This window comes from Tateyamaria armeniaca, assembly GCF_045797845.1.
GTDB classification, from domain to species: domain Bacteria; phylum Pseudomonadota; class Alphaproteobacteria; order Rhodobacterales; family Rhodobacteraceae; genus Tateyamaria; species Tateyamaria armeniaca.
Genome location: NZ_JBHDIY010000002.1, coordinates 2,769,059 through 2,787,791, shown reverse-complemented (window position 1 = coordinate 2,787,791; position 18,733 = coordinate 2,769,059). Strand labels below are relative to the sequence as shown.

Annotated in this window: 19 protein-coding genes and 2 pseudogenes; 8 read left to right on the top strand and 13 right to left on the bottom strand. The window is 61.9% G+C overall.

What is annotated here, in order from left to right:
• Positions 1 to 18 precede the first annotated feature (18 nt).
• The gene (locus ACERZ8_RS14095; RefSeq protein WP_407592791.1) at positions 19 to 420 is read right to left on the bottom strand and encodes a hypothetical protein; all 402 of its coding nucleotides are present in this window, start codon (positions 418 to 420) and stop codon (positions 19 to 21) included.
• Between the two features lie 350 nt (positions 421 to 770).
• Between ACERZ8_RS14095 and xth the strand changes: the two genes are divergently transcribed.
• A complete protein-coding gene (gene xth, locus ACERZ8_RS14090) occupies positions 771 to 1,553 on the top strand; it encodes an exodeoxyribonuclease III (RefSeq protein WP_407592790.1) in 783 nt (260 codons plus the stop codon).
• Between the two features lie 107 nt (positions 1,554 to 1,660).
• Complete coding sequence (locus ACERZ8_RS14085) at positions 1,661 to 2,122, top strand: YHS domain-containing (seleno)protein (protein WP_407592789.1); 462 nt, start codon at positions 1,661 to 1,663, stop codon at positions 2,120 to 2,122.
• Positions 2,123 to 2,239: 117 nt separating this feature from the next.
• On the opposite strand, the gene ACERZ8_RS14080 is transcribed toward ACERZ8_RS14085, so the two are convergent.
• The gene (locus tag ACERZ8_RS14080) at positions 2,240 to 2,824 is read right to left on the bottom strand and encodes an HNH endonuclease (RefSeq protein WP_407594277.1); all 585 of its coding nucleotides are present in this window, start codon (positions 2,822 to 2,824) and stop codon (positions 2,240 to 2,242) included.
• A 342-nt stretch (positions 2,825 to 3,166) separates the two neighbouring features.
• On the opposite strand from ACERZ8_RS14080, the gene ACERZ8_RS14075 reads away from it, so the two are divergent.
• Positions 3,167 to 3,832, top strand: coding sequence for a hypothetical protein (locus ACERZ8_RS14075; protein ID WP_407592788.1), 666 nt, complete (start codon positions 3,167 to 3,169; stop codon positions 3,830 to 3,832).
• A gap of 21 nt (positions 3,833 to 3,853) precedes the next feature.
• Here the strand turns inward: ACERZ8_RS14075 and ACERZ8_RS14070 are convergent, their stop codons facing one another.
• From ACERZ8_RS14070 to ACERZ8_RS14050, 5 genes and pseudogenes are all read right to left on the bottom strand, one after another.
• On the bottom strand, positions 3,854 to 4,474 hold the full coding sequence (locus tag ACERZ8_RS14070) for a hypothetical protein (protein WP_407592787.1): 621 nt from the start codon (positions 4,472 to 4,474) through the stop codon (positions 3,854 to 3,856).
• A gap of 4 nt (positions 4,475 to 4,478) precedes the next feature.
• A pseudogene (locus ACERZ8_RS14065) lies at positions 4,479 to 5,143 on the bottom strand (alpha/beta hydrolase).
• A 26-nt stretch (positions 5,144 to 5,169) separates the two neighbouring features.
• Positions 5,170 to 5,574, bottom strand: a complete 405-nt coding sequence (locus ACERZ8_RS14060) for a hypothetical protein (protein ID WP_407592786.1) — start codon at positions 5,572 to 5,574, stop codon at positions 5,170 to 5,172.
• The gene (locus tag ACERZ8_RS14055; protein ID WP_407592785.1) at positions 5,571 to 6,203 is read right to left on the bottom strand and encodes a DNA-3-methyladenine glycosylase family protein; all 633 of its coding nucleotides are present in this window, start codon (positions 6,201 to 6,203) and stop codon (positions 5,571 to 5,573) included. The genes ACERZ8_RS14060 and ACERZ8_RS14055 overlap by 4 nt, the downstream gene beginning before the upstream one ends.
• Positions 6,200 to 6,892, bottom strand: a complete 693-nt coding sequence (locus tag ACERZ8_RS14050; RefSeq protein WP_407592784.1) for a precorrin-6A/cobalt-precorrin-6A reductase — start codon at positions 6,890 to 6,892, stop codon at positions 6,200 to 6,202. Before ACERZ8_RS14050 ends, ACERZ8_RS14055 begins: the two co-directional genes overlap by 4 nt.
• 100 nt (positions 6,893 to 6,992) lie before the next feature.
• Here ACERZ8_RS14050 and ACERZ8_RS14045 point away from each other — a divergent pair, with 100 nt between their 5' ends.
• Positions 6,993 to 8,216, top strand: coding sequence for an MFS transporter (locus ACERZ8_RS14045; RefSeq protein ID WP_407592783.1), 1,224 nt, complete (start codon positions 6,993 to 6,995; stop codon positions 8,214 to 8,216).
• On the opposite strand, the gene ACERZ8_RS14040 is transcribed toward ACERZ8_RS14045, so the two are convergent.
• The 4 genes from ACERZ8_RS14040 to cysS form a co-directional block, all read right to left on the bottom strand.
• The gene (locus tag ACERZ8_RS14040; protein WP_407592782.1) at positions 8,213 to 8,980 is read right to left on the bottom strand and encodes a squalene/phytoene synthase family protein; all 768 of its coding nucleotides are present in this window, start codon (positions 8,978 to 8,980) and stop codon (positions 8,213 to 8,215) included. The two genes, ACERZ8_RS14045 and ACERZ8_RS14040, sit on opposite strands and share 4 nt — an antisense overlap.
• Entirely contained in the window at positions 8,977 to 9,705 is a 729-nt protein-coding gene (locus tag ACERZ8_RS14035) for a class I SAM-dependent methyltransferase (protein WP_407592781.1), read from the bottom strand. Before ACERZ8_RS14035 ends, ACERZ8_RS14040 begins: the two co-directional genes overlap by 4 nt.
• On the bottom strand, positions 9,702 to 11,318 hold the full coding sequence (gene cimA / locus ACERZ8_RS14030) for a citramalate synthase (RefSeq protein WP_407592780.1): 1,617 nt from the start codon (positions 11,316 to 11,318) through the stop codon (positions 9,702 to 9,704). Before cimA ends, ACERZ8_RS14035 begins: the two co-directional genes overlap by 4 nt.
• A 270-nt stretch (positions 11,319 to 11,588) precedes the next feature.
• Positions 11,589 to 13,031 carry a cysteine--tRNA ligase gene (cysS, locus tag ACERZ8_RS14025; protein WP_407592779.1) on the bottom strand — a complete coding sequence of 481 codons (1,443 nt, stop codon included), beginning with the start codon at positions 13,029 to 13,031 and terminating at the stop codon, positions 11,589 to 11,591.
• A gap of 201 nt (positions 13,032 to 13,232) precedes the next feature.
• On the opposite strand from cysS, the gene ACERZ8_RS14020 reads away from it, so the two are divergent.
• The 3 genes from ACERZ8_RS14020 (at position 13,233) to ACERZ8_RS14010 (ending at position 15,781) form a co-directional block, all read left to right on the top strand.
• Positions 13,233 to 13,589: an MmcQ/YjbR family DNA-binding protein gene (locus ACERZ8_RS14020; RefSeq protein WP_407592778.1), complete on the top strand. Its 357-nt coding sequence runs from the start codon at positions 13,233 to 13,235 to the stop codon at positions 13,587 to 13,589.
• 119 nt (positions 13,590 to 13,708) lie between these two features.
• Entirely contained in the window at positions 13,709 to 14,881 is a 1,173-nt protein-coding gene (locus ACERZ8_RS14015) for a pyridoxal phosphate-dependent aminotransferase (RefSeq protein ID WP_407592777.1), read from the top strand.
• Between the two features lie 90 nt (positions 14,882 to 14,971).
• Positions 14,972 to 15,781, top strand: a complete 810-nt coding sequence (locus tag ACERZ8_RS14010; RefSeq protein WP_407592776.1) for a TPM domain-containing protein — start codon at positions 14,972 to 14,974, stop codon at positions 15,779 to 15,781.
• A gap of 30 nt (positions 15,782 to 15,811) precedes the next feature.
• Here ACERZ8_RS14010 and ACERZ8_RS14005 read toward each other — a convergent pair whose 3' ends face one another.
• Positions 15,812 to 16,408: an outer membrane protein gene (locus tag ACERZ8_RS14005; protein WP_407592775.1), complete on the bottom strand. Its 597-nt coding sequence runs from the start codon at positions 16,406 to 16,408 to the stop codon at positions 15,812 to 15,814.
• Between the two features lie 384 nt (positions 16,409 to 16,792).
• On the opposite strand from ACERZ8_RS14005, the pseudogene ACERZ8_RS14000 reads away from it, so the two are divergent.
• Positions 16,793 to 18,341, top strand: a pseudogene (locus tag ACERZ8_RS14000) (trimethylamine methyltransferase family protein).
• A 122-nt stretch (positions 18,342 to 18,463) separates the two neighbouring features.
• Here the strand turns inward: ACERZ8_RS14000 and ACERZ8_RS13995 are convergent.
• Positions 18,464 to 18,712, bottom strand: a complete 249-nt coding sequence (locus ACERZ8_RS13995) for an EF-hand domain-containing protein (RefSeq protein WP_407592774.1) — start codon at positions 18,710 to 18,712, stop codon at positions 18,464 to 18,466.
• Positions 18,713 to 18,733 lie beyond the last annotated feature (21 nt).

Below are 18,733 nucleotides of genomic sequence, written 5' to 3'. Positions count from 1 at the left end.
GTCCCGCCGCAGCGCGTGTCAGGAGCCTGAGGAAAACAGGCCCGTCACCGCGCCTTCGGTGATTTTGCCTGTGACCGGAGCGGAACCTGACGAGAACATCTCGGTCGCATCGCCGCAGACAGTCGCCGTGCCCAATGGCGCAGAGCCTGACGAGAACATCTGAACTGCATCCCCAGCGCTCGTGTCGCCGCGTGTCGGGGCCGACCCTGACGAGAACATTTCGATTGCATCCCCGGTCGCGGTGTCGCTGCTCGCAACCGGTGCGGAGCCCGAAGAGAACATGGAAACAGCGTCGCCCAGCAACGCGTCCGTTTGTGCCGCAACACTGCCGGAAGAGAACATTTCGACCGACTCGCCGCTGTGCAATGTGCCAAGATCGGAAGTGGTCAGGGTAAGTGCGATTTTGCGTTGAGCGGTCATTGTGAAGTCCTTTTCATCTTTGGGTTGTGGTGCAATTAGCAATGCTCGTTAAAAGTGTTTTCGCAAAGAGAAAAACACGCAAAAGGCGATTTGGAGCCAAGTTATCCACATAAGGAATTCCACAGAAAGGACTGGTTCGACACCACTTCCCGAAGCCTCGGGTCGGTGAAAAAAATCTTATCCACAAGTCTGATTTTGTTGTGTTTTATTCAAAAACACGTGCCATCGGGGGCAAGATAGGACGAGATCGAGTGGTTAAGGAATAGTTAATTTAGCGTGCGCAGGTCGCACTTGCAGTTGGCGCATGCTTGGGTCAAATCTGAACCACGCGGAATTTCGGGGGATGCGTCATGAAAATTGCCACGTTCAACATCAATGGGATCAAGGCCCGGATCGAGGCTTTGCCGCGCTGGCTGGATGCGGCCAACCCGGATGTCGTGCTGCTGCAGGAAATCAAATCGATCGACGAGAATTTCCCAACCGAACTGTTCGAAGAACGCGGCTATAACGTCGAGACGCATGGGCAAAAGTCGTTCAATGGGGTCGCCATCCTGTCCAAACTGCCGCTTGAGGATGTCACGCGCGGCCTGCCCGGGGACGAGAGCGACGAACAGGCCCGCTATATCGAAGCCACTGTCGTGGGTGAAAGCGAGGCGATACGCATCTGCGGATTGTACCTGCCCAATGGCAACCCCTGCCCGGGTCCGAAATACGATTACAAGCTGGCGTGGATGGAACGCCTGCGGCAACGTGCCATCGCCCTGTTGGCCGAAGAGACCCCGTTTCTGATGGCGGGCGACTACAATATCATCCCGCAGGCCGAAGATGCCAAGAAACCCGATGCATGGCGCGAGGATGCGCTGTTCCGCCTTGATTCTCGCGCGGCCTATCGCCGCTTGATCAATCTGGGTCTGACCGAAGGTTTTCGTGCCCGCACCCATGGCCCCGGCCACTATTCGTTCTGGGACTATCAGGCAGGTGCGTGGAATCGCGACGATGGCATCCGCATCGATCACTTTCTGATGTCACCGGCCTGCGCCGACATGATGACCGACTGTCAGATCGACAAACAGGTGCGCGGCGAGGAAAAGCCGTCTGATCATGTGCCGGTCTGGGCTGAACTCGCCGCCTGAGCCCGGGGGGCCGCGATAACAGGTCCATAACATCTGTGTGGGGGCCCTTGGCGGGTGGCGCAGCCGGGGCGATATTGGGCGGAACAGCGCACAACTTCGGAGACTTGATGATGCCCACACGCCGCCGCTTTCTGACGCTCACCGCTGCCGCCCCTGTTGCGGCCCTGATCGCAACCCAGGCCCGTGCCAGCACATCGCCAGTTTATTCCAGTGACGGGATCGCCGTGGATGGCAGTGACGTCGTTGCCTATTTCAGCGACGCCATCCCGGTTAAAGGGGCACCCGAATTCTCGCATGACTGGAACGGCGTCACGTGGCACTTCGCAAACGCCGCGAACCGCGATGCGTTCGCCGCCGATCCCGCTGCCTATGCGCCGCAATATGGCGGATACTGCGCCTGGGCCGTCAGCGAAGGCTACACCGCGTCGACCATTCCCGAGGCGTGGAAGATCGTGGATGGCAAGCTGTACCTCAACTTCTCGCGCCGCATCCAGCGCCGGTGGGAGCGTGACATTCCGGCCCGGATCAAAGCTGCGGATGCAAACTGGCCTGCTGTGCTTGAGGCGTAGGATGTTCTTGCGCCGCCGCGGTTCAGTGCGCGGCGCAAGTCCACCGGGTCAACTGTGTGGCCCAAATGTCATGTGAACAGATCAGCGCCACTGGATACGGTCATTTTTTTGACCGCCTCAGGCCTGCAATTCCGCATCCCAGTACAGGAAATCCATCCAGCTGTCGTGCAGGTGGTTGGGGGGAAACTTGCGGCCCATGTTGCGCAACTCTTCCGCACCAGGTTGGCGTGGGGGTTTGCGCAAGTTCATGCCCGTGCGGTGCAGTGCCTTGGAGCCCTTGCGCAGATTGCAGGGGCTGCACGCCGCCACCACGTTCTGCCAGCTTGTCACGCCGCCGCTGGCGCGCGGAACAACGTGGTCAAAGGTCAGATCGCCCTTGGCCCCGCAATACTGACAGCGGAATTCGTCCCTCAGAAATAAATTAAAGCGCGTGAAGGCCACGCGCTTTTGAGGTTTGACATAGTCTTTGAGGACAACCACCGATGGTATCCTGATCTCGGTACTCGGGGATCGGACGACCTCTTCGTACTCGGCCACGATATCGACCCGGTCAAGCCAGGCCGCCTTGACCGCCTCCTGCCAGGGCCAAAGCGACAAAGGATAGTAACTGAGCGGGCGATAATCCGCATTCAGCACCAATGCGGGGTGATGTTTCAGCGCAGACGGGCTGCGCACGAATTCCGTTCTGAAGTCACCGTCCATCATCACTGTACCCGTTCTCGCCCCGTCCGCCGAAATGGCACCAGAGCGGGGAGCCCGCCCCAGCCGTTTTCATGACTATATCTTGTGGAAATCGTTCTGCAAGACCTCAGATCACCACAGGATGTCGCAGGCGGTATAGGGTGCCTATGTGACTGGCATGTGACGGTTATCCCCAAGGCTCACCCTGCGTCAGCTTGGCGCGTTTCCTCCCGCAAAGGTAAGGAATACACCACTCGACGTCGGGCGCGCCGTCCCCCACATTCATTACATATTCGCACAGTCGAAAGGGCCAATGCGGGCCCGCCAATTCAACGACACCGTTTCGCAGTCTGGAGCACGATCATGTCCGCCGACCAAACACTCACCCCTGCCCCTGTTCCGCAGCGTCCCGGTGCCCTGTTTCAAAAGCTGGCTGGCGAGCGCAAGGCATTGTCGCAGGGTGAAAAGGACGCCATTGCAGATGCAAGCGCGTTCACCTTTGTCGACCGGACATGGGTCACGCTGTGGTACGACCCCGCCCACGCCATCCGGTCCAAATGCGGTGGCATGACGGCGTTCCGCGCCATCACCACCACCGGTGATCTGCTCTGGTATGTGGCGCCCGAAGGCGATGCACCCGTCTATCACGCCCAGTGCGCCGATCCGTTCGAGGCGATCGAGCATGCGACTGTCGCCCTTGGGGCACAGGCCGATCTGAACCGTCGCTGGGCCCATATCGAGCGTCTGGCCGAGGATCTGCGCAGCGGCGCAGTGGCCTTTGATGTCACGCTTGAGGATGCGCGCCGCGTGCCGATCCGCCCGACCATGTTCAAAGCCCTGATGGCCGCCATGAGCCTGTTTGGCAAACGCACCGTGTCCGGGCGCAATGCCGCGATGCTGATGAAGGCCGAACCGAGCATCGGCTTTATCATTCACGCGGCATGGATCCGCTCGCATATTGCCGATCCTGCACAGAACGGCGTCGTTGTGGCCCCGCGCCGCCCCGTGAGCTTTGAAGCGATCTGCTGATCGCCTCCACTCCGGGGCGCATCACCCGCGCCCCGAGGCCATGTCCGCCACCTGCGTCCACCCTTGCGCCTGACAGTCTTTCCAGTGTGACCCGTCCCCGTCTGTCGCCTCGACAAAGGCGGGGCCGTTGCCGGAAAAGCGCGCCAGATCGTACACGGTGAGGGCAAGGCAGAAATCCGACAGGCCCGACAGCCCGGCACGGGACGCAAGGATCACCAGAACATCCCGCGCTGTGCCGCCTTCTGCGTTCAGGGCTGCTTCGAACCATGCAAAGCCAGTATCGGCCCCCTTGTTCTGAGCCTGCTGGCGGATCAGCGCGCCCAGATCATGATCCTTGATCGCGCGGTAGTCTTCCCACGCGCCGCGCAGCATCACATAGACATCGAGATCAAGCAGCGTGCGCACCTCAGGTTGATCCGCCAGTGCCCCGACGGATGTATCCAAAGCCAGCAACGCATCGCGAAACGCCGGTGACACTTCGCCATCCACATACATAACGAAAGGGCGCCCCAGCTTGTCATCAAGCGGTTGCAAAACTGGTGCCGACGCAACTGGCGCAGGTTTTCCGGGCGACAGAGTCAGCAGAAAGGTCACGCCCAAAAGCGTGAACAGACACACTCCAATCGCCACCAATAGCTTCACGGTTCTACAGACCCAGTTTGTCCCTCATGAAGGCAAGCGCGACGCTCAGCCCGTCCTGCGCAATCCCGTGCGCGGTGCCTTCCATCACGTGGGCATAGACATCCTTCCACCCCGCCCCCTGCAAGGCTTCGGCGGCGGCGGGCAGCGATTGGGGCGGGACGACATCATCGCGATCCCCATGCAAAAGCAGGATCGGGGGCGGCTGACAACTTCATCCGCGAGACTTTCAGGATTCAGCAACCGGCCCGAGAATGCGACGATCCCGGCCACTTCATCCTCGCGGCGCGGGGCCACGTGCAAGGCCATCATGGTCCCTTGGGAAAAGCCGAACAGCACCACCTGTTCCGGCATCACGTCCTCGTCCACCATCAGGGCGTCCAGAAAGGCGTTGAGGTCCGCACTGGCCGCAATCAGCCCACGCTCGGCCTCTTCCTCGCTGGACCCATCAATCCACGGGATCGGAAACCACTGGAACCCGCCGGGAAAGCCCGGGATTTCCTCGGGCGCATTGGGGGCCACGAACAACGTGTCAGGCAGGTGTTCGGCCAGCGGATCGGCCAGCCCCATCAGATCAGCGGCATTTGCCCCGTAGCCGTGCAGGAACACGACGATTGAGCGCAACTCTCCTGACTGCGGTTCCCGCCTTTCGGATTTCAAAACGCGTGTCATTATTATGTGCCCCCCAAAGGCGTTTGTCAGTCTGTCCGACATGTCAGGACCGTACGCCCGACGGAGCCGTCTTTCCAAGTCTCGGTATAGGAAAAACTGACATCCGTGACCGGTTGAAGAGCGAAGCTGTAATAGTCACCCGTCGGCGCGCCATCGACGACGATCCTGTGGCGGCAAGTTCCGCTGATATAGCGTGTGCAATCACCTGCATCCCGCGTCACCTCGCCGGTTTGTATGTTGGTCGAGGTGATCAGATACCCGTCGGACGACAGTCTGAGGTCAAGCGCATAGGCCTCGCTGGTTCCATCGTCATTGGCAAAGGCCATCTGACCCGTACAGGTGGTCGGGCTGGCAAACCGGGCCTGTGCGGCCTGTACTGCGAAGAGTAATAGAACCACGAAACCTATTATGCGCAATCGTCCCAGCTTCATTGTGTCCCCTCCCGCCCCTTGATCACCCGGTAGTAAGTGAAGAACAGCCGCGCGGCAACGGCCCGCCATGGGCTCCAGTCTTCGGCCATGGCCCGCAGCGCCTTTTCCTTGGGCCGTTCGTCCAGATCAAAGATCACGCGGGCCGCCTCCTGCAGTGCCAGATCGCCCGGGGCAAAGACATCGGCGCGGCCCAGGGCGAACATTGCATAGATCTCCGCCGTCCAGACGCCGATGCCCTTGACCGAGGTGAGCGTGGCAATCACGTCGCCATCGGGCGCATGGCGCAGTGCGTCAAAATCAATGCCCGCCTCGGCCAGCGCCAATGCGTATGCGATTTTCTGGCGGCTGAGGCCCGCGGCGCGCAAACCGTCTTCTCCGGCAGCGATCACACCGTCGGGGGTGATCATCCCGCCGGTTTCCAGCCGTGCCCAGATCGCGCTTGCCGAAGCTGTCGACACGTGCTGGCCGATGATCGCATTGAACAGGGCCGCAAACCCGTCTGGTCTGCGCCGCAGCGGCAGTGGCCCCGCCTGTTCCAGCGCACGCGCCAGTGCGGGGTCGCGTGTGGCCAGCCACGCCGCCCCTTCGGCGACATCGGCCTCTGTCTTGATGATCCGCCCGACGCTCACAGACTGTTCACCCAGTCCGACACGTCCTGCGCATCATGCAGTTGCGCGCCCGCAGGCACCGGTGGTGGGCGCAACAGAACCACGGGCAATCCGAGCCTGCGCGCCGCCGCCAGTTTCGGAAAGCTGCCCGCGCCACCGATATTGCGGGCCAGCACCACGTCGATCCTGAGGCGGGTGAGAAGGTCAGCCTCGCCCTCGGCATCAAACGGGGCAGCCCCGAAGACATAGGCGCAATTCTGATAGCCCGGCGGGTGATCATGATGCCGCAACTGGCGCAGAAAGACAGGCCCGTCATGCGTGGCAAGAATCGGCAGGCTCGCCCGGCCCGTCGCCGCAAAGACACGGGCCCCTGATGGCAGAGCGTCCACAGCCGCCTCAATGGTGTCTACATGCGTCCACTGATCGCCCGCCTGTGCCACCCATGGCGCGCGGGAGATGCGGGCATAGCTTGCGCCCGGTGCCTCGGTCCTCGCATGGCTTCGGGTTGTGGTGTCAAAGGCATGGGTCACATCCAGAATGCCTGCTGCATCTTTTGGCACCGCGTCGCGTTCCGGCAGGCCGACATCGACCCGATCCGCCCCGCGCGCCCAGATCACGACACCCGTCGCGACCGTCTGCGCCAGCCACCCTGCGGCTTCCGGCGTTTCGCGCGCACCTGCAAGCAGGGCGATGAGGGGGGCATTGCTCATTCTCGCACCCTACCCCCAATCCCGACATGCGCAATTGCCTGTGCATCTCTGCGGCAATGCGGTCCTTGTGGCGATCAGGAACCCAAGCTAACCAGAGCGCATGAGCCAAATCGACGATACCCGCGCCAAGCGCAACGTGGCCGTTCTGGTCGCCGCCCAGGCGTTTCTGGGCAGCCAGATCACCATGATGTTCGTCGTTGCGGGCCTTGCTGGGCAACAAATCACGCCTTTCGCCTGTCTGGCCACGCTGCCCATCTCGCTGATCGTGTTTGGTTCGATGACGACGGCCCCGTGGCTGTCAAATGTCATGCAGCGCTACGGGCGGCGCACCGGCTTTTTCCTCGGGGCGCTTGGCGGTCTGATCGGGGCGGCCATCGGGGCCTACGCCCTGTCGATCAGCAGTTTCTGGCTGTTCCTTGTGGGCAGCTACATGACCGGCATCTATATGTCAGCGCAAGGGTTTTACCGCTTTGCCGCGGCCGACACCGCATCCGACGCGTTCCGCCCCAAGGCGATTTCCTATGTCATGGCAGGCGGGTTACTGTCGGCCATCATTGGCCCGCAGGTCGTGGCCTATGTCACAGCCAACACAGCCGATGCGACCGTCGGGCGCTATATCCCGATCTACTATTGGGCGATGGGGTTCAATGTGGTGGGCATGCTGTTGTTCCTGCTGCTCGACATCCCCAAACCGCCGCCAGCTTCGGCTACGGATGGCCCGGGGCGCAGCAAGCGCGAATTGCTTGCCAGCCCGCGCATCATGGTCGCGGTGATCTGTGCCGCCGTCTCTTACGCGCTGATGAACCTCGTGATGACATCGACACCGCTGGCCGTCGTCGGCTGCGGCTTTGGCGAGCCGGACGCGGCCAATGTCGTCACGGTGCATGTGCTTGCCATGTTTGCGCCGTCCTTTTTTACCGGCCACCTGATCACCCGCTTCGGGGTCGAGCGGATCATGGGGCTGGGCCTTGCAATCCTCGGCGTTGCGGGCATTGCCGCCCTGCAAGGCGTTGATCTGATGAACTTTTACGGCGCGCTGTTCCTGCTTGGCGTGGGCTGGAACTTTGGTTTTATCGGCGCGACCACCATGCTGGCCGGGGCGCACACCCCGCAGGAACGCGGCCGGATGCAAGGCATGAACGATCTCATTGTCTTTGGCGGGGTTACGCTTGCCTCGCTCGCTTCGGGCGGATTGATGAATTGTATCGGCGGCGACCCGGTCGAGGGCTGGGCGGCGGTCAATATCGCGATGGTGCCGTTTCTTGTGCTGGCCGGTGGCTCGCTGATCTGGCTGGTCATGCGCAACCGCACCGCGACAGCCTAAAGCACAAGCCGGCCTGTCAGCGCCGTTGCCGCAAGGCGGAACGGCGTGACGCCGGGATCAAGGCGCGCCTCGATCACGGCAGCAGGATCCCGGATCACCTGATCAAGCGTTTTTGCAGCCCCAATCGCAGGCCACAGCGCCGGTCGCGCCGGTTTTGCGAGGGTTGGTCGCGTAAGGCGGTCCTTGGCCCGCCGTGCAAGGGCCACCACCCCCGCATCCGTTCCATCGAGCAGTGGAATACGTTTGGCATCGACCAGCGCAGGCACCGCCCGCAGGAAGGCAGCGACACCTGCTCCAAAGGCCAGATCGCGCACCGCACCCTCAGCCTCCGGCCCTGCGCCGAGCATTTCGCACGCGGTCCACATCAGATGCCCCGCCGTCTGATCAATATAGGCGTCCAGATGCGCCTGATCCTCGAACGCGTCCTTGTAGATATCCCAGCGCCGCGCCGCCGCACTCTCGTCCAGCCGTCTGGCCTGAGCGGCGCTGAGCACATCGGCCAGGGGCGTCGTGACCTCGTGCTTGCGCACTGCCTCACCGTCCCTGATTTCCTCAAGCGCATCACGCCACCACTGCAGGCGCATCTCGGCAATCATCGCCTCTTGCGTGACCCACGGCGTGCGCGACATTTCGATGTTGAGGGCATAAAGCGGAAACAGAACGGCCCGTGCCGCAACAGGGGCCGCCATGACGGTGCGGAACCGATCCGGATCGCCCTTTTCGACGATCCTTGCGCAGGGAATGATCGCCTCGGGCAGGCTCATTCAGGCGTCACGATCAGCAACGCATAGGCGACCTGATCCGGGGCCGCGCGCCAGCGGTCAATCTCACGTTGGTTTTCATCCAGCGCTGCGGTCAAAACCGCATCCGGCGACTGTGTCCGCAGCATGTCGATGCGCGCCTGCATCGGGGTGTAATATGCCTCCCACGGTGCGCCGACAATCATGCGATGGGCCTGCCCGGTATACCCGGCGGCTGTGACCTGCGCTGTGATCCCGGCAAGGTCAGTGATCTGCGGGTATTCTTCCCAGAAGGCGCACACTGCATCATTAGGCGGTGTGTTGAGCAGAACAGGTTCGGAAAACACCACCGCGCCACCGGGTTTAAGTGCGTCACGCCAGCCCTGCAATCCGCTGGTGACCCCAAGGAAATAGAGCGCGCCGGCACACCAGATCAGATCGTATGGGCCACCGGGCTGTGCCATATCGCCCTCAACCGCCCGGACGCGCGGGCCCAGTTGGGCAATGCGTGCCCGGGTTTCGCTCACGAAATGGGGCGTCTTTTCCATCGCCGTAATGGATGCCTCGGGCAGTGCCTCGGCCAGCACCAGCGTGTCGGCGCCGGGTCCACAGGCGGCATCCAGCACATCCAATGATCCTTCGAGTCCCAGCTGAGTGACGGCCCAATGCACATCCGCGGCCTCGCCCGGCCCTTCGCGCGGCAGATCGCGGTGAACAGTGAAAAAGGCGTCGCGTTCCTCGGGGGTCATGTCACGCCGTCCTGCACCAGTTTCCAGCGGATCGCATCCAGCAGTGCCTCGAAACTCGCGTCGACTATGTTGGCCGACACGCCCACCGTGGACCAACGCCGCCCGGTGCTGTCCTCGCTGTCGATGATGACGCGGGTGACGGCCTCGGTTCCGCCTTGGGTGATGCGGACCTTGAAATCTACCAGCCTTATGTCCTCGACATAGGCCTGATAGCGGCCCAGATCCTTGGCCAGCGCCTTGGACAACGCATTGACGGGGCCGCGATCGGTGCCGTGTTCGTCCATGGATTCAGACACCGACAGCATCTTTTTCCCGTCTACCTTGACGACGACCACCGCCTCGGACAGCGACACCATCTGGTTGCGCTTGTTCTTGCGCCGCTCAATCGTCACCCGGTAGCGTTTGACTTCGAAGAAGTCGGGCAGCAGGCCCAACTCGCTGCGCGCCAGCAATTCGAACGAGGCCTGCGCCACGTCATAGCTGTAGCCCTGCGCCTCGCGCGCCTTGATCTGATCAAGGATGCGGGCCAATGCGGGATCTTTCGGCGCAACCTTCAGCCCCATCTCGGTCAGCCGCTTGCGCAGGTTGGACTGCCCCGCCTGATTGGACATCGGGATGATGCGCGCGTTGCCGACGGCGGCGGGGTCTATGTGTTCGTAAGTGGTCGGGTCCTTCAGGATCGCGCTGGCATGCAGCCCGGCCTTGTGCGCAAAGGCGGATGCGCCGACAAATGCGGCCTGTTTGAGGGACACCCGGTTCAGGATGTCGTCCAGCATCCGCGACGTGCGGGTCAGGTCCGCCAGCGCTTCGACGCTCACACCCGTTTCGAATTGGTTGGCATAGGGTTCCTTGAGCAGCAGGATCGGGATCAGGGCCGTCAGGTTGGCATTGCCGCAGCGTTCGCCCAGCCCGTTGAGCGTGCCCTGGATCTGGCGCGCGCCCGCGTCCACCGCCGCCAGTGACCCCGCCACCGCGTTTTCGGTGTCGTTGTGGGTGTGGATGCCCAGATGGTCGCCGGGGATGCCACTGTCGATCACGGCGCGGGTGATGCGCCCGATATCGGCGGGCAAGGTGCCGCCATTGGTGTCACACAGGGCGATCCAGCGCGCGCCCGCGTCATGGGCGGCGTGGATCGCCTGCAACGCGTAGTCGGGGTTGGATTTGAACCCGTCAAAGAAGTGTTCGGCGTCAAAGATTGCCTCGCGCCCCTGCGCCTTGATATGGGCAAAGCTGGCGGCGATATTGGCGGTGTTTTCGTCCAGAGAGATGCCCAGCGCGGTCTTGACGTGGAACTCGTGGGTCTTGCCAACGAGGCAGATGGCGGGGGTGCCCGCGTTCAGAACGGCGGCCAGCACGTCATCATTTTCAGCACTGATCCCGGCCCGCTTGGTCATCCCAAAGGCGGTGAAGGTGGCGCGGGTTTTGGGGGCGTCCTCGAAAAAGGCGCTGTCTGTGGGGTTGGCACCGGGCCAGCCACCTTCGATGTAATCCACGCCGAGGGTGTCGAGGGCCGTCGCGATCTGGTGTTTGTCCGAGGGGGAGAACTGCACCCCTTGGGTCTGCTGCCCGTCACGCAGGGTGGTGTCAAAAAGAGAGAGGCGTTCGCGGGTCATGATGGGGTGTCCCATGCTGGGACAGAAGTGCGCCCGTTGAAATTCAATGGGTTACAGAGGCGGTTTAACCCACTGTTCACTTTTTCGGCCTGTGCGCGGAGGGACGCGCCCGACCCTGGGTGGGCGCAAACACGGCTCATGCGGGGCGAGGCGATGGTTGCACTTAGTACGCGCGTTCGGCGCATGACGTCACCCATGCGCCCTCCCGGGGGAGGGTCGGGCGCGGCCCGGGATGAACCCGGGCGTGACAGCGGTGTTGGTGTGCCAAAGTCATTTGAGGGCCTCCAGTTTGGAGGGATCAAAATCTTTTGTTATCTCCCATCTCGTCCCGTTCGGTTCGTCCTTGAGAGATACTCCAGCTTTTTGAAGCGCATCCCTGATATAATCAGCCCGCGCAAATTCTTTGCGCCGTTTTGCGTCTGCACGTTTTTCGATCCAAGTGTTCAATAACAATTGTAAATCGGCATCAATGCTGGATTTCCTGTCGATAAAGCCAAACCTGGTCATAGTTGCAAAATCGGCATTGAGTAGCCCAAGGAACTCTAAGTCCACTGCCAATTGTCGGAATCTTTCATTCCCAAGGATTTCGTTGTTGGCCATTTCGTCGATTTTTGAAAGTGCCAAATGAGTATTCAAGTCATTCGACAAAGCCTCAGTGACTGAACTTGACACTGTGAGGTCTTCGAGCGAGCCAAGGTCAGCATATCTCGAAATCTCGGTCCACCACCCAAGGAGTTTGCGTTCGACGCGGTCTGCCTTTTCGGCAGTCCAATCCATCGGTTTGCGGTAGTGCGTACTAAGCATTACAAACCGAATAACCTCACCCAGAAAGCCCTGATCAAGCAACTCCCGCACGGTAAAGAAATTCCCCAGGCTCTTGGACATCTTCTTGCCCTCGACCTGCAGCATTTCGTTGTGCATCCAGACATTGGCAAAGCCGTGGCCTGCGCATTTGCTTTGCGCGATCTCGTTTTCGTGGTGGGGGAACTGCAAATCGTTGCCGCCGCCGTGTATGTCGAACCGGTCGCCCAGCAGTTCATAGGCCATGGCCGAGCATTCGATGTGCCAGCCGGGACGACCGCGACCCCAAGGGCTGTCCCAGCCCGGCAGATCGTCGCTTGATGGTTTCCACAACACGAAATCCATCGGGTCTTCTTTGTAGGGCGCGACCTCGACCCGTGCACCGGCGATCATGTCGTCGACCGACCGACCTGACAGCTCGCCGTACTTCGCATATTTGCGCACACGGAACAGCACATGGCCGTCTTTTTCATAGGCAAAGCCGTCCGCCACGAGCTGTGCGATCATCGCGACCATCTGGTCGATGTATTCAGTTGCACGCGGCTCGTGCGTGGGGCGCAGCGCCCCAAGCGCGTCCATGTCGCCGCGATACCACGCGATGGTCTCGTCCGAGCGTTCGCGCACCAGATCTTCGATGCTGCCTGCGGCCCCTGCCTCTTTGCGCGCCAGGGCCGTCGCGTTGATCTTGTCATCCACATCCGTGAAGTTGCGCACGTAAGTCACGTGATCCGCCCCGTAAGTGTGCCGCAACAAACGATAAAGCACATCAAACACCAGTACGGGCCGCGCATTGCCCAGATGCGCGCGGTCATAGACCGTGGGGCCACAGACATACATGCGCACATTCTCGGGATCGAGCGGTTCAAACGGCTCTTTGCGGCGCGTGGCGGTGTTATAAAGGGTGATGGTCATGGGCTGTACTCGCGCGAAAAGGTTGGCGCGGGCCTAGCAATTCTGAGAAGTCATGGAAACAAAGAACCGGCCCGCTTGAGAAGTCTCAGCAGATAATGCAGCAAATGATGCAAGTGGTCCGGGTCATAGCATATCGGTAACGCAGGGGAGGCAAAGGGGTCAAGCCTTGTTTGCGGCTGCCCGAGCGTGCACCATGACCCTATGACACGCGAGATCACCGACAGCATCTGCGCCGCCCTGCCCGGTGCACATTGGGCAAGCCACCATGACGGGGGCCTTGATGCCTGGAAAGTGGGCGACAAGATGTTTGCCTGTATCGGCATGGCCAATGACGGCGTGTCGGTGAAATGCGCGGACGTCGAGGCGGCGCAGTTCCTGATCGAAATCGGTGCGGCGCAAAAGGCCAAGTATTTTCACCGCTCCTGGGTGCGGGTGCCGTTTGGCGACAAGGATGCGGACGAATTGCGCGACCGTATCCATGCATCCTATGCCATCATCCGCGCCGCCTTGCCAAAGAAGGTACACGCGGACCTTGCGCCGTGGCCGGATGCGCCCTGATCTTCGTTGATTGAAACGTCCCGGGGCGAGTCCGAAAGGACGGGGGCTGGTCCCCTGCCCGGTTGACATAGGCCCGCACCTCTGCCCCCTTGCGCCAAAGCGATCAGGGAAAATCTGCCATGGCTCTTTCACAACGCATCACGACGCTGACCGGTGGCGGTTCGGACGGCTGGGATCTGTTCCTGAAGGCGCGCGCGATGATTGCCGACGGCATCCCCGTGACCGAATTGACCATCGGCGAACACGACATCCGCACCGCGGCCCCGATCCTGCAGGACATGCACCGCAGTGCCATGGGCGGGCATACGGGCTATGCGATGGTGCCGGGCACGGATGCGCTGCGCGATCAGGTGGCAAGGCGCACAACCGAGCGGACGGGCGTGAAAACGACCCGCGACAATGTGCTGATCACGCCGGGCGGGCAGTCGGCCTTGTTTGCCGCCCATGCCGCCGCCTGCGATCCGGGCGATGTGGCGCTGTATATCGATCCCTATTACGCGACCTATCCCGGCACGATCCGGGGCGTGTCGGCCATTCCGCGCAGTATTCAGACCCGCGCCGAAGATGCCTTTCAACCCCGCGCGACCGACATCGCGGCGGCGGCTGAGGGCGCCCGTTCCCTGCTGATCAACTCGCCCAACAACCCGACGGGCACAGTCTATTCCCGCGCGACGCTCGAAGGGATTGCGCAGGTGTGCACGGACAATGATCTGTGGCTGATCTCGGACGAAGTCTATGATTCCCAGGTCTGGGAGGGCGAACACATCAGCCCGCGCGCCCTGCCTCATATGGCCGAGCGTACGTTTGTCGTCGGCTCCATGTCCAAAAGCCATGCGATGACCGGGTCGCGCTGTGGCTGGCTGATCGGGCCGGAGGAGGCGATTGCCAACCTGATCACATTTGCCACGCACACGACCTATGGCGTGCCGGGTTTTGTGCAGGATGCGAGCGTCTTTGCCCTGTCGCAGGGTGCGCCGTTCGAGGCGGAGATCGGCGCGCCCTTTGCCCGCCGCCGTGCCATCGCGCAACGGGTGATCGGCGCGCAGAACACCGTTGGCCTGATCCCGGCGCAGGGGGCGATGTACCTGATGCTGGACATTCGCGCGACGGGGATGAGTGGGGATGACTTTGCCGATGCGCTCTTGGAGGCCGAACATATCGCGGTGATGCCGGGCGAAAGCTTTGGTGCGGCGGCGGCGGGGCATCTGCGGGTGGCGATGACGATTGAGGATCAGGCCTTTGAAGCGGCGCTGACGACCCTGTGCCGTTTTGCCGAGGCGCGCGCGACCTGACAGGCGGGCCGTTTTCGGCTAGACTGGCTGCATTTGCCGAGAGCTGTTTTCATGTTGCGCCGCATTGTTCTGATCCTTTGCCTTTTCTGCGTGCCCCTGTACGCGGGGGCCCAGACATATCCGGACTACATCAGTACAGACATCAACGACTTTGCCGGGCTTCTTGTGGACGACGAAGAGCGCGAACGGGTGAAGGACAGGTTGGTCACGCTGCGTCAGGACACCGGCATCGAGATGACGGTTGTCACGCTGCCGAGCCAGGACGCCTATGCGCCGCGGCTCACCCTCGAAGACTTTGCGACGGGTCTGTTCAACCATTGGGGCATCGGCGATTCCACCCGGAACGACGGCATTATGGTGCTGGTCCTGCCGGAGGATCGCGCGATGCGGATCGAGTTGGGCGCAGGCTTTGGGCAGGATTGGAACCATGTGGCACAGCGCATCGTCGATGAGGATTTCCTGCCCTCGTTCCGCGATGAAGACTATCAGCGCGGCATAGAGGCTGGGTCAGCAGCAGTGATTGAGCGGATCGCCCTGCCCTTTGTCGAAGGCCGACCTGCCCCCGCGCCCCCCGAAAACACCAGCCTGCCGTGGCAGACTGTGCCGCTGTTTGGTGGCATCATCCTGTTGTTCATGTTGCGTGGATGGGTGAGTGACATCTTTATCCGCCTGCGCACCTGCCCCAAATGCGGACGCAAAGGCACGTTGCGTGCGTCACGCCGGACGGTACAAAGCGCGACCACCAATATGACCGGGCGGGCCGAACGCACAGTCTGGTGCGTGGCCTGCGATTATCATGACGTCAGCATGATCACCCTGGCGCGCCGCACAGGTTCCACCAGTTCGGGTGGGTTTGGTGGTGGACGTTCGGGGGGTGGTGGCGCATCCGGGCGGTGGTAGGACGGGGCGACACGCGCCCCGCCCCAGTGCTCAGAAGCGGATCGATCCGCGCACGGTCAGCGTGGTTGCGTCCGCATCCACACCGGTGCCGTTGATGTCGTCAAAGTTGTGTTCCAGCAGCTCTGCACCGACAGTGTAGCTGTCGTTGATTTGGTAGGCGACACCGATGCCGTAAAACTCACCGGATTCGGAGCCCAGCGACGTGTCTACTTCGGCGACACCGGCGGTCACGTAACCCAGCGTGCGTCCGAAATCATAGCCCGCCCGCAGTTTGAGCCGCGCCACGCTGTCGACAGTTGCCGCACCGTTGAGGTCGATGTCGGAAAAGTCGTAATCCAGTTCACCGCCAAGCACGAAAGTGCCAAAGTCATAGTCGTAACCGACATGCACACCGTAAAGGAAATCGTCGCCGTCAGCCGCGCCTGTGCCGTTCACGTCGCCATAGCCAAGCTGAACACCCGCATAGGGCCCGGTCCAGTCACCACCGGTTGCGGCGACCGGTACGGGTGCAGGCGCGGGAGGCAGTGGGTCAGCCGCCGGTGCATCAAGCGCACCGGCAAAGGCCGGAACTGCGGTGACCGCCGCAAGGCTCGCGGCGGCGGATGCGCGAAGGAAATAGGTTTTCATTGTCTGCTCCTGTCTGAGTGTGAGCGGCGTTGTGACACGCCACACGTCGTCAGATGTGCAAGCCAAAGGCGCATTTCCAGACACTAAAATGTGAACCTAGCCAGATGAGCAAAGCCCCGCCCTGCACCCGCAAAACCATGCGCGGAGCGCCGCCAAGGGCAGGTCGCAAACAGAACAGACAGGCAGAAACCGGCGCATCATCCTGAAAACATCGGATGTTTTTCGCGCGGGTCAGGGAGGCTTGGGGTGCAGGCATGTCGCAGCAAGATCGCTTTGGTCATCCGCACCATCGGGGCCGAGCGCGGGCGCGCCGCACGCGGGCGACCGGCAGCGACAGGCGGCACACTCACCCCCTCTTGCATCACCATCCGGATACCAGACCCCATGAACGACCTTTCCCAAAAATCCCGCTCAGGTGGACGTGCGGCGCGCCGCGCCGCCCGGGCCGCCCCGCTTGCCGACCATCTGCGCCCGATCCGTCCCGGCCTTGAAGGCGGCACATATAACCCGCTGACGCCCGTGCAGGTGGACCAGATCCACCACGCCGCACTGGACGCGCTGGAAACCATCGGCCTTGCAGATGCCCCGCCCAGCGGCGTCGATTATCTGGTCGGCGCAGGTGCGATCCTTGGCGATGACGGGCGCATCCGCTTTCCCCGCGCACTGGTGGAGGACACGATTGCGCGCGCCAACCGGTCCCTGACCCTGCACGGGCGCGACCCGGCCCATGACCTCGATCTGTCCGGATCAAAGGTGCATTACGGCACGGCCGGTGCCGCCGTGAACCTTGTCGAAGTCGATGGGCGCAACTACCGCGAGAGCACAGTACAGGATCTGCACGATGCGGCGCGCATTGCCGATTGCCTCGACAATATACACTTTCTCCAGCGCCCAATGATCTGCCGCGACATCACCGACACGATCGAGATGGAGTATAATTCTGTCTATGCCTGCGTGTCCGGCACCACAAAGCACATAGGCACCAGTTATACGGATGTGAGCAGCGTCGGCCCGGCCATCGAGATGCTGCACATGATTGCGGGCGGTGAGGACAAGTGGCGCGCCCGCCCCTTCGTGTCGAATTCCAACTGTTTTGTTGTACCGCCGATGAAATTCGCCTCGGAAAGCTGCGAGGTGATGGAGGCCTGTATCAAGGCGGGCATGCCCGTGCTGCTGTTGTCGGCAGGCATGTCGGGCGCCACGGCGCCATCGACCATCGCGGGTGCAATCGTGCAGGCGACGGCCGAATGTCTGGCGGGCCTTGTCTATGTCAACGCGGTCAAACCCGGTGCGCCTGCGATCTTTGGAACATGGCCCTTTGGACTGGATTTGCGCACGGGGGCGATGTCGATCGGCTCCGGCGAACAGGCGCTGCTGACGGCAGGCTGTGGCCAGATGCACCGCTATTACGACTTGCCCGGCGGCGCGGCCGGGGGCATCGGACAGCAAGCTGCCCGATATGCAGGCCGGATGGGAGCAGATGTGTTCCAACCTCAGCGCCGGATTGTCGGGTGTGAACATGGTCTATGAAGCTGCAGGCATGCACGCCTCGCTGCTGGGGTTCTGTCACGAGAGCCTGATCCTGGGCGATGACATCATCGGGCAGGCGTTGCGCTGCGTGCGCGGGATCGAAGTGACGGACGAGACCATGGCGCTGGATCAGATGGCGGATGTGTGCATGAACGGGCCCGGTCATTACCTTGGCACCGATCAGACTCTCTCGGGGATGCAAAGCAATTGTGTCTATCCGACCCTCGGCAGCCGCACCTCGCCCAAGGAGTGGGTGGAACTGGGCAAACCGGACCTGATCGAACAGGCCACTGCGCGCAAGGAAGAGATTTTGGCCAGCAAACCCGCCGCTGCATTGGCAGCCGACCTTGATGCGTCCATTCGGCAGCGGTTCAACATTCATCTGCCGCAATGGCCTGCGTGATCCGCGCCCTTCAAATGCAGTGAGGCTCAAATGCAGTGAGGCCCGGCCCCTGGGGGAGACCGGGCCTCACGCCCCCACCTTTCCGACGGCTCTGGGCCTGTCGGAAGTGTAGGTGACTGGATTTAGCCGTCCGTTGCCGGCATCAATCCCGCCTCTTGTGCGGCCGTGATCTCGTCGGCATCAAGCGCGCCATCGGCGTTGAGATCCATGGTCGCGAACGAGTCCGCCGTGATCTCGGGGAAGCTCGCCTGCACCTCGTCGATGGTCAGGACACCATCGCCGTTTGTATCCAGCTCCGCTGCGCTCTGGCCCATGGCCAGTGCTGGAAAGGCAAGCGCCGCAAGGGCCGTAAGTGCCGCATATTTCATCATGTGTAACTCCCATTTAGGTTG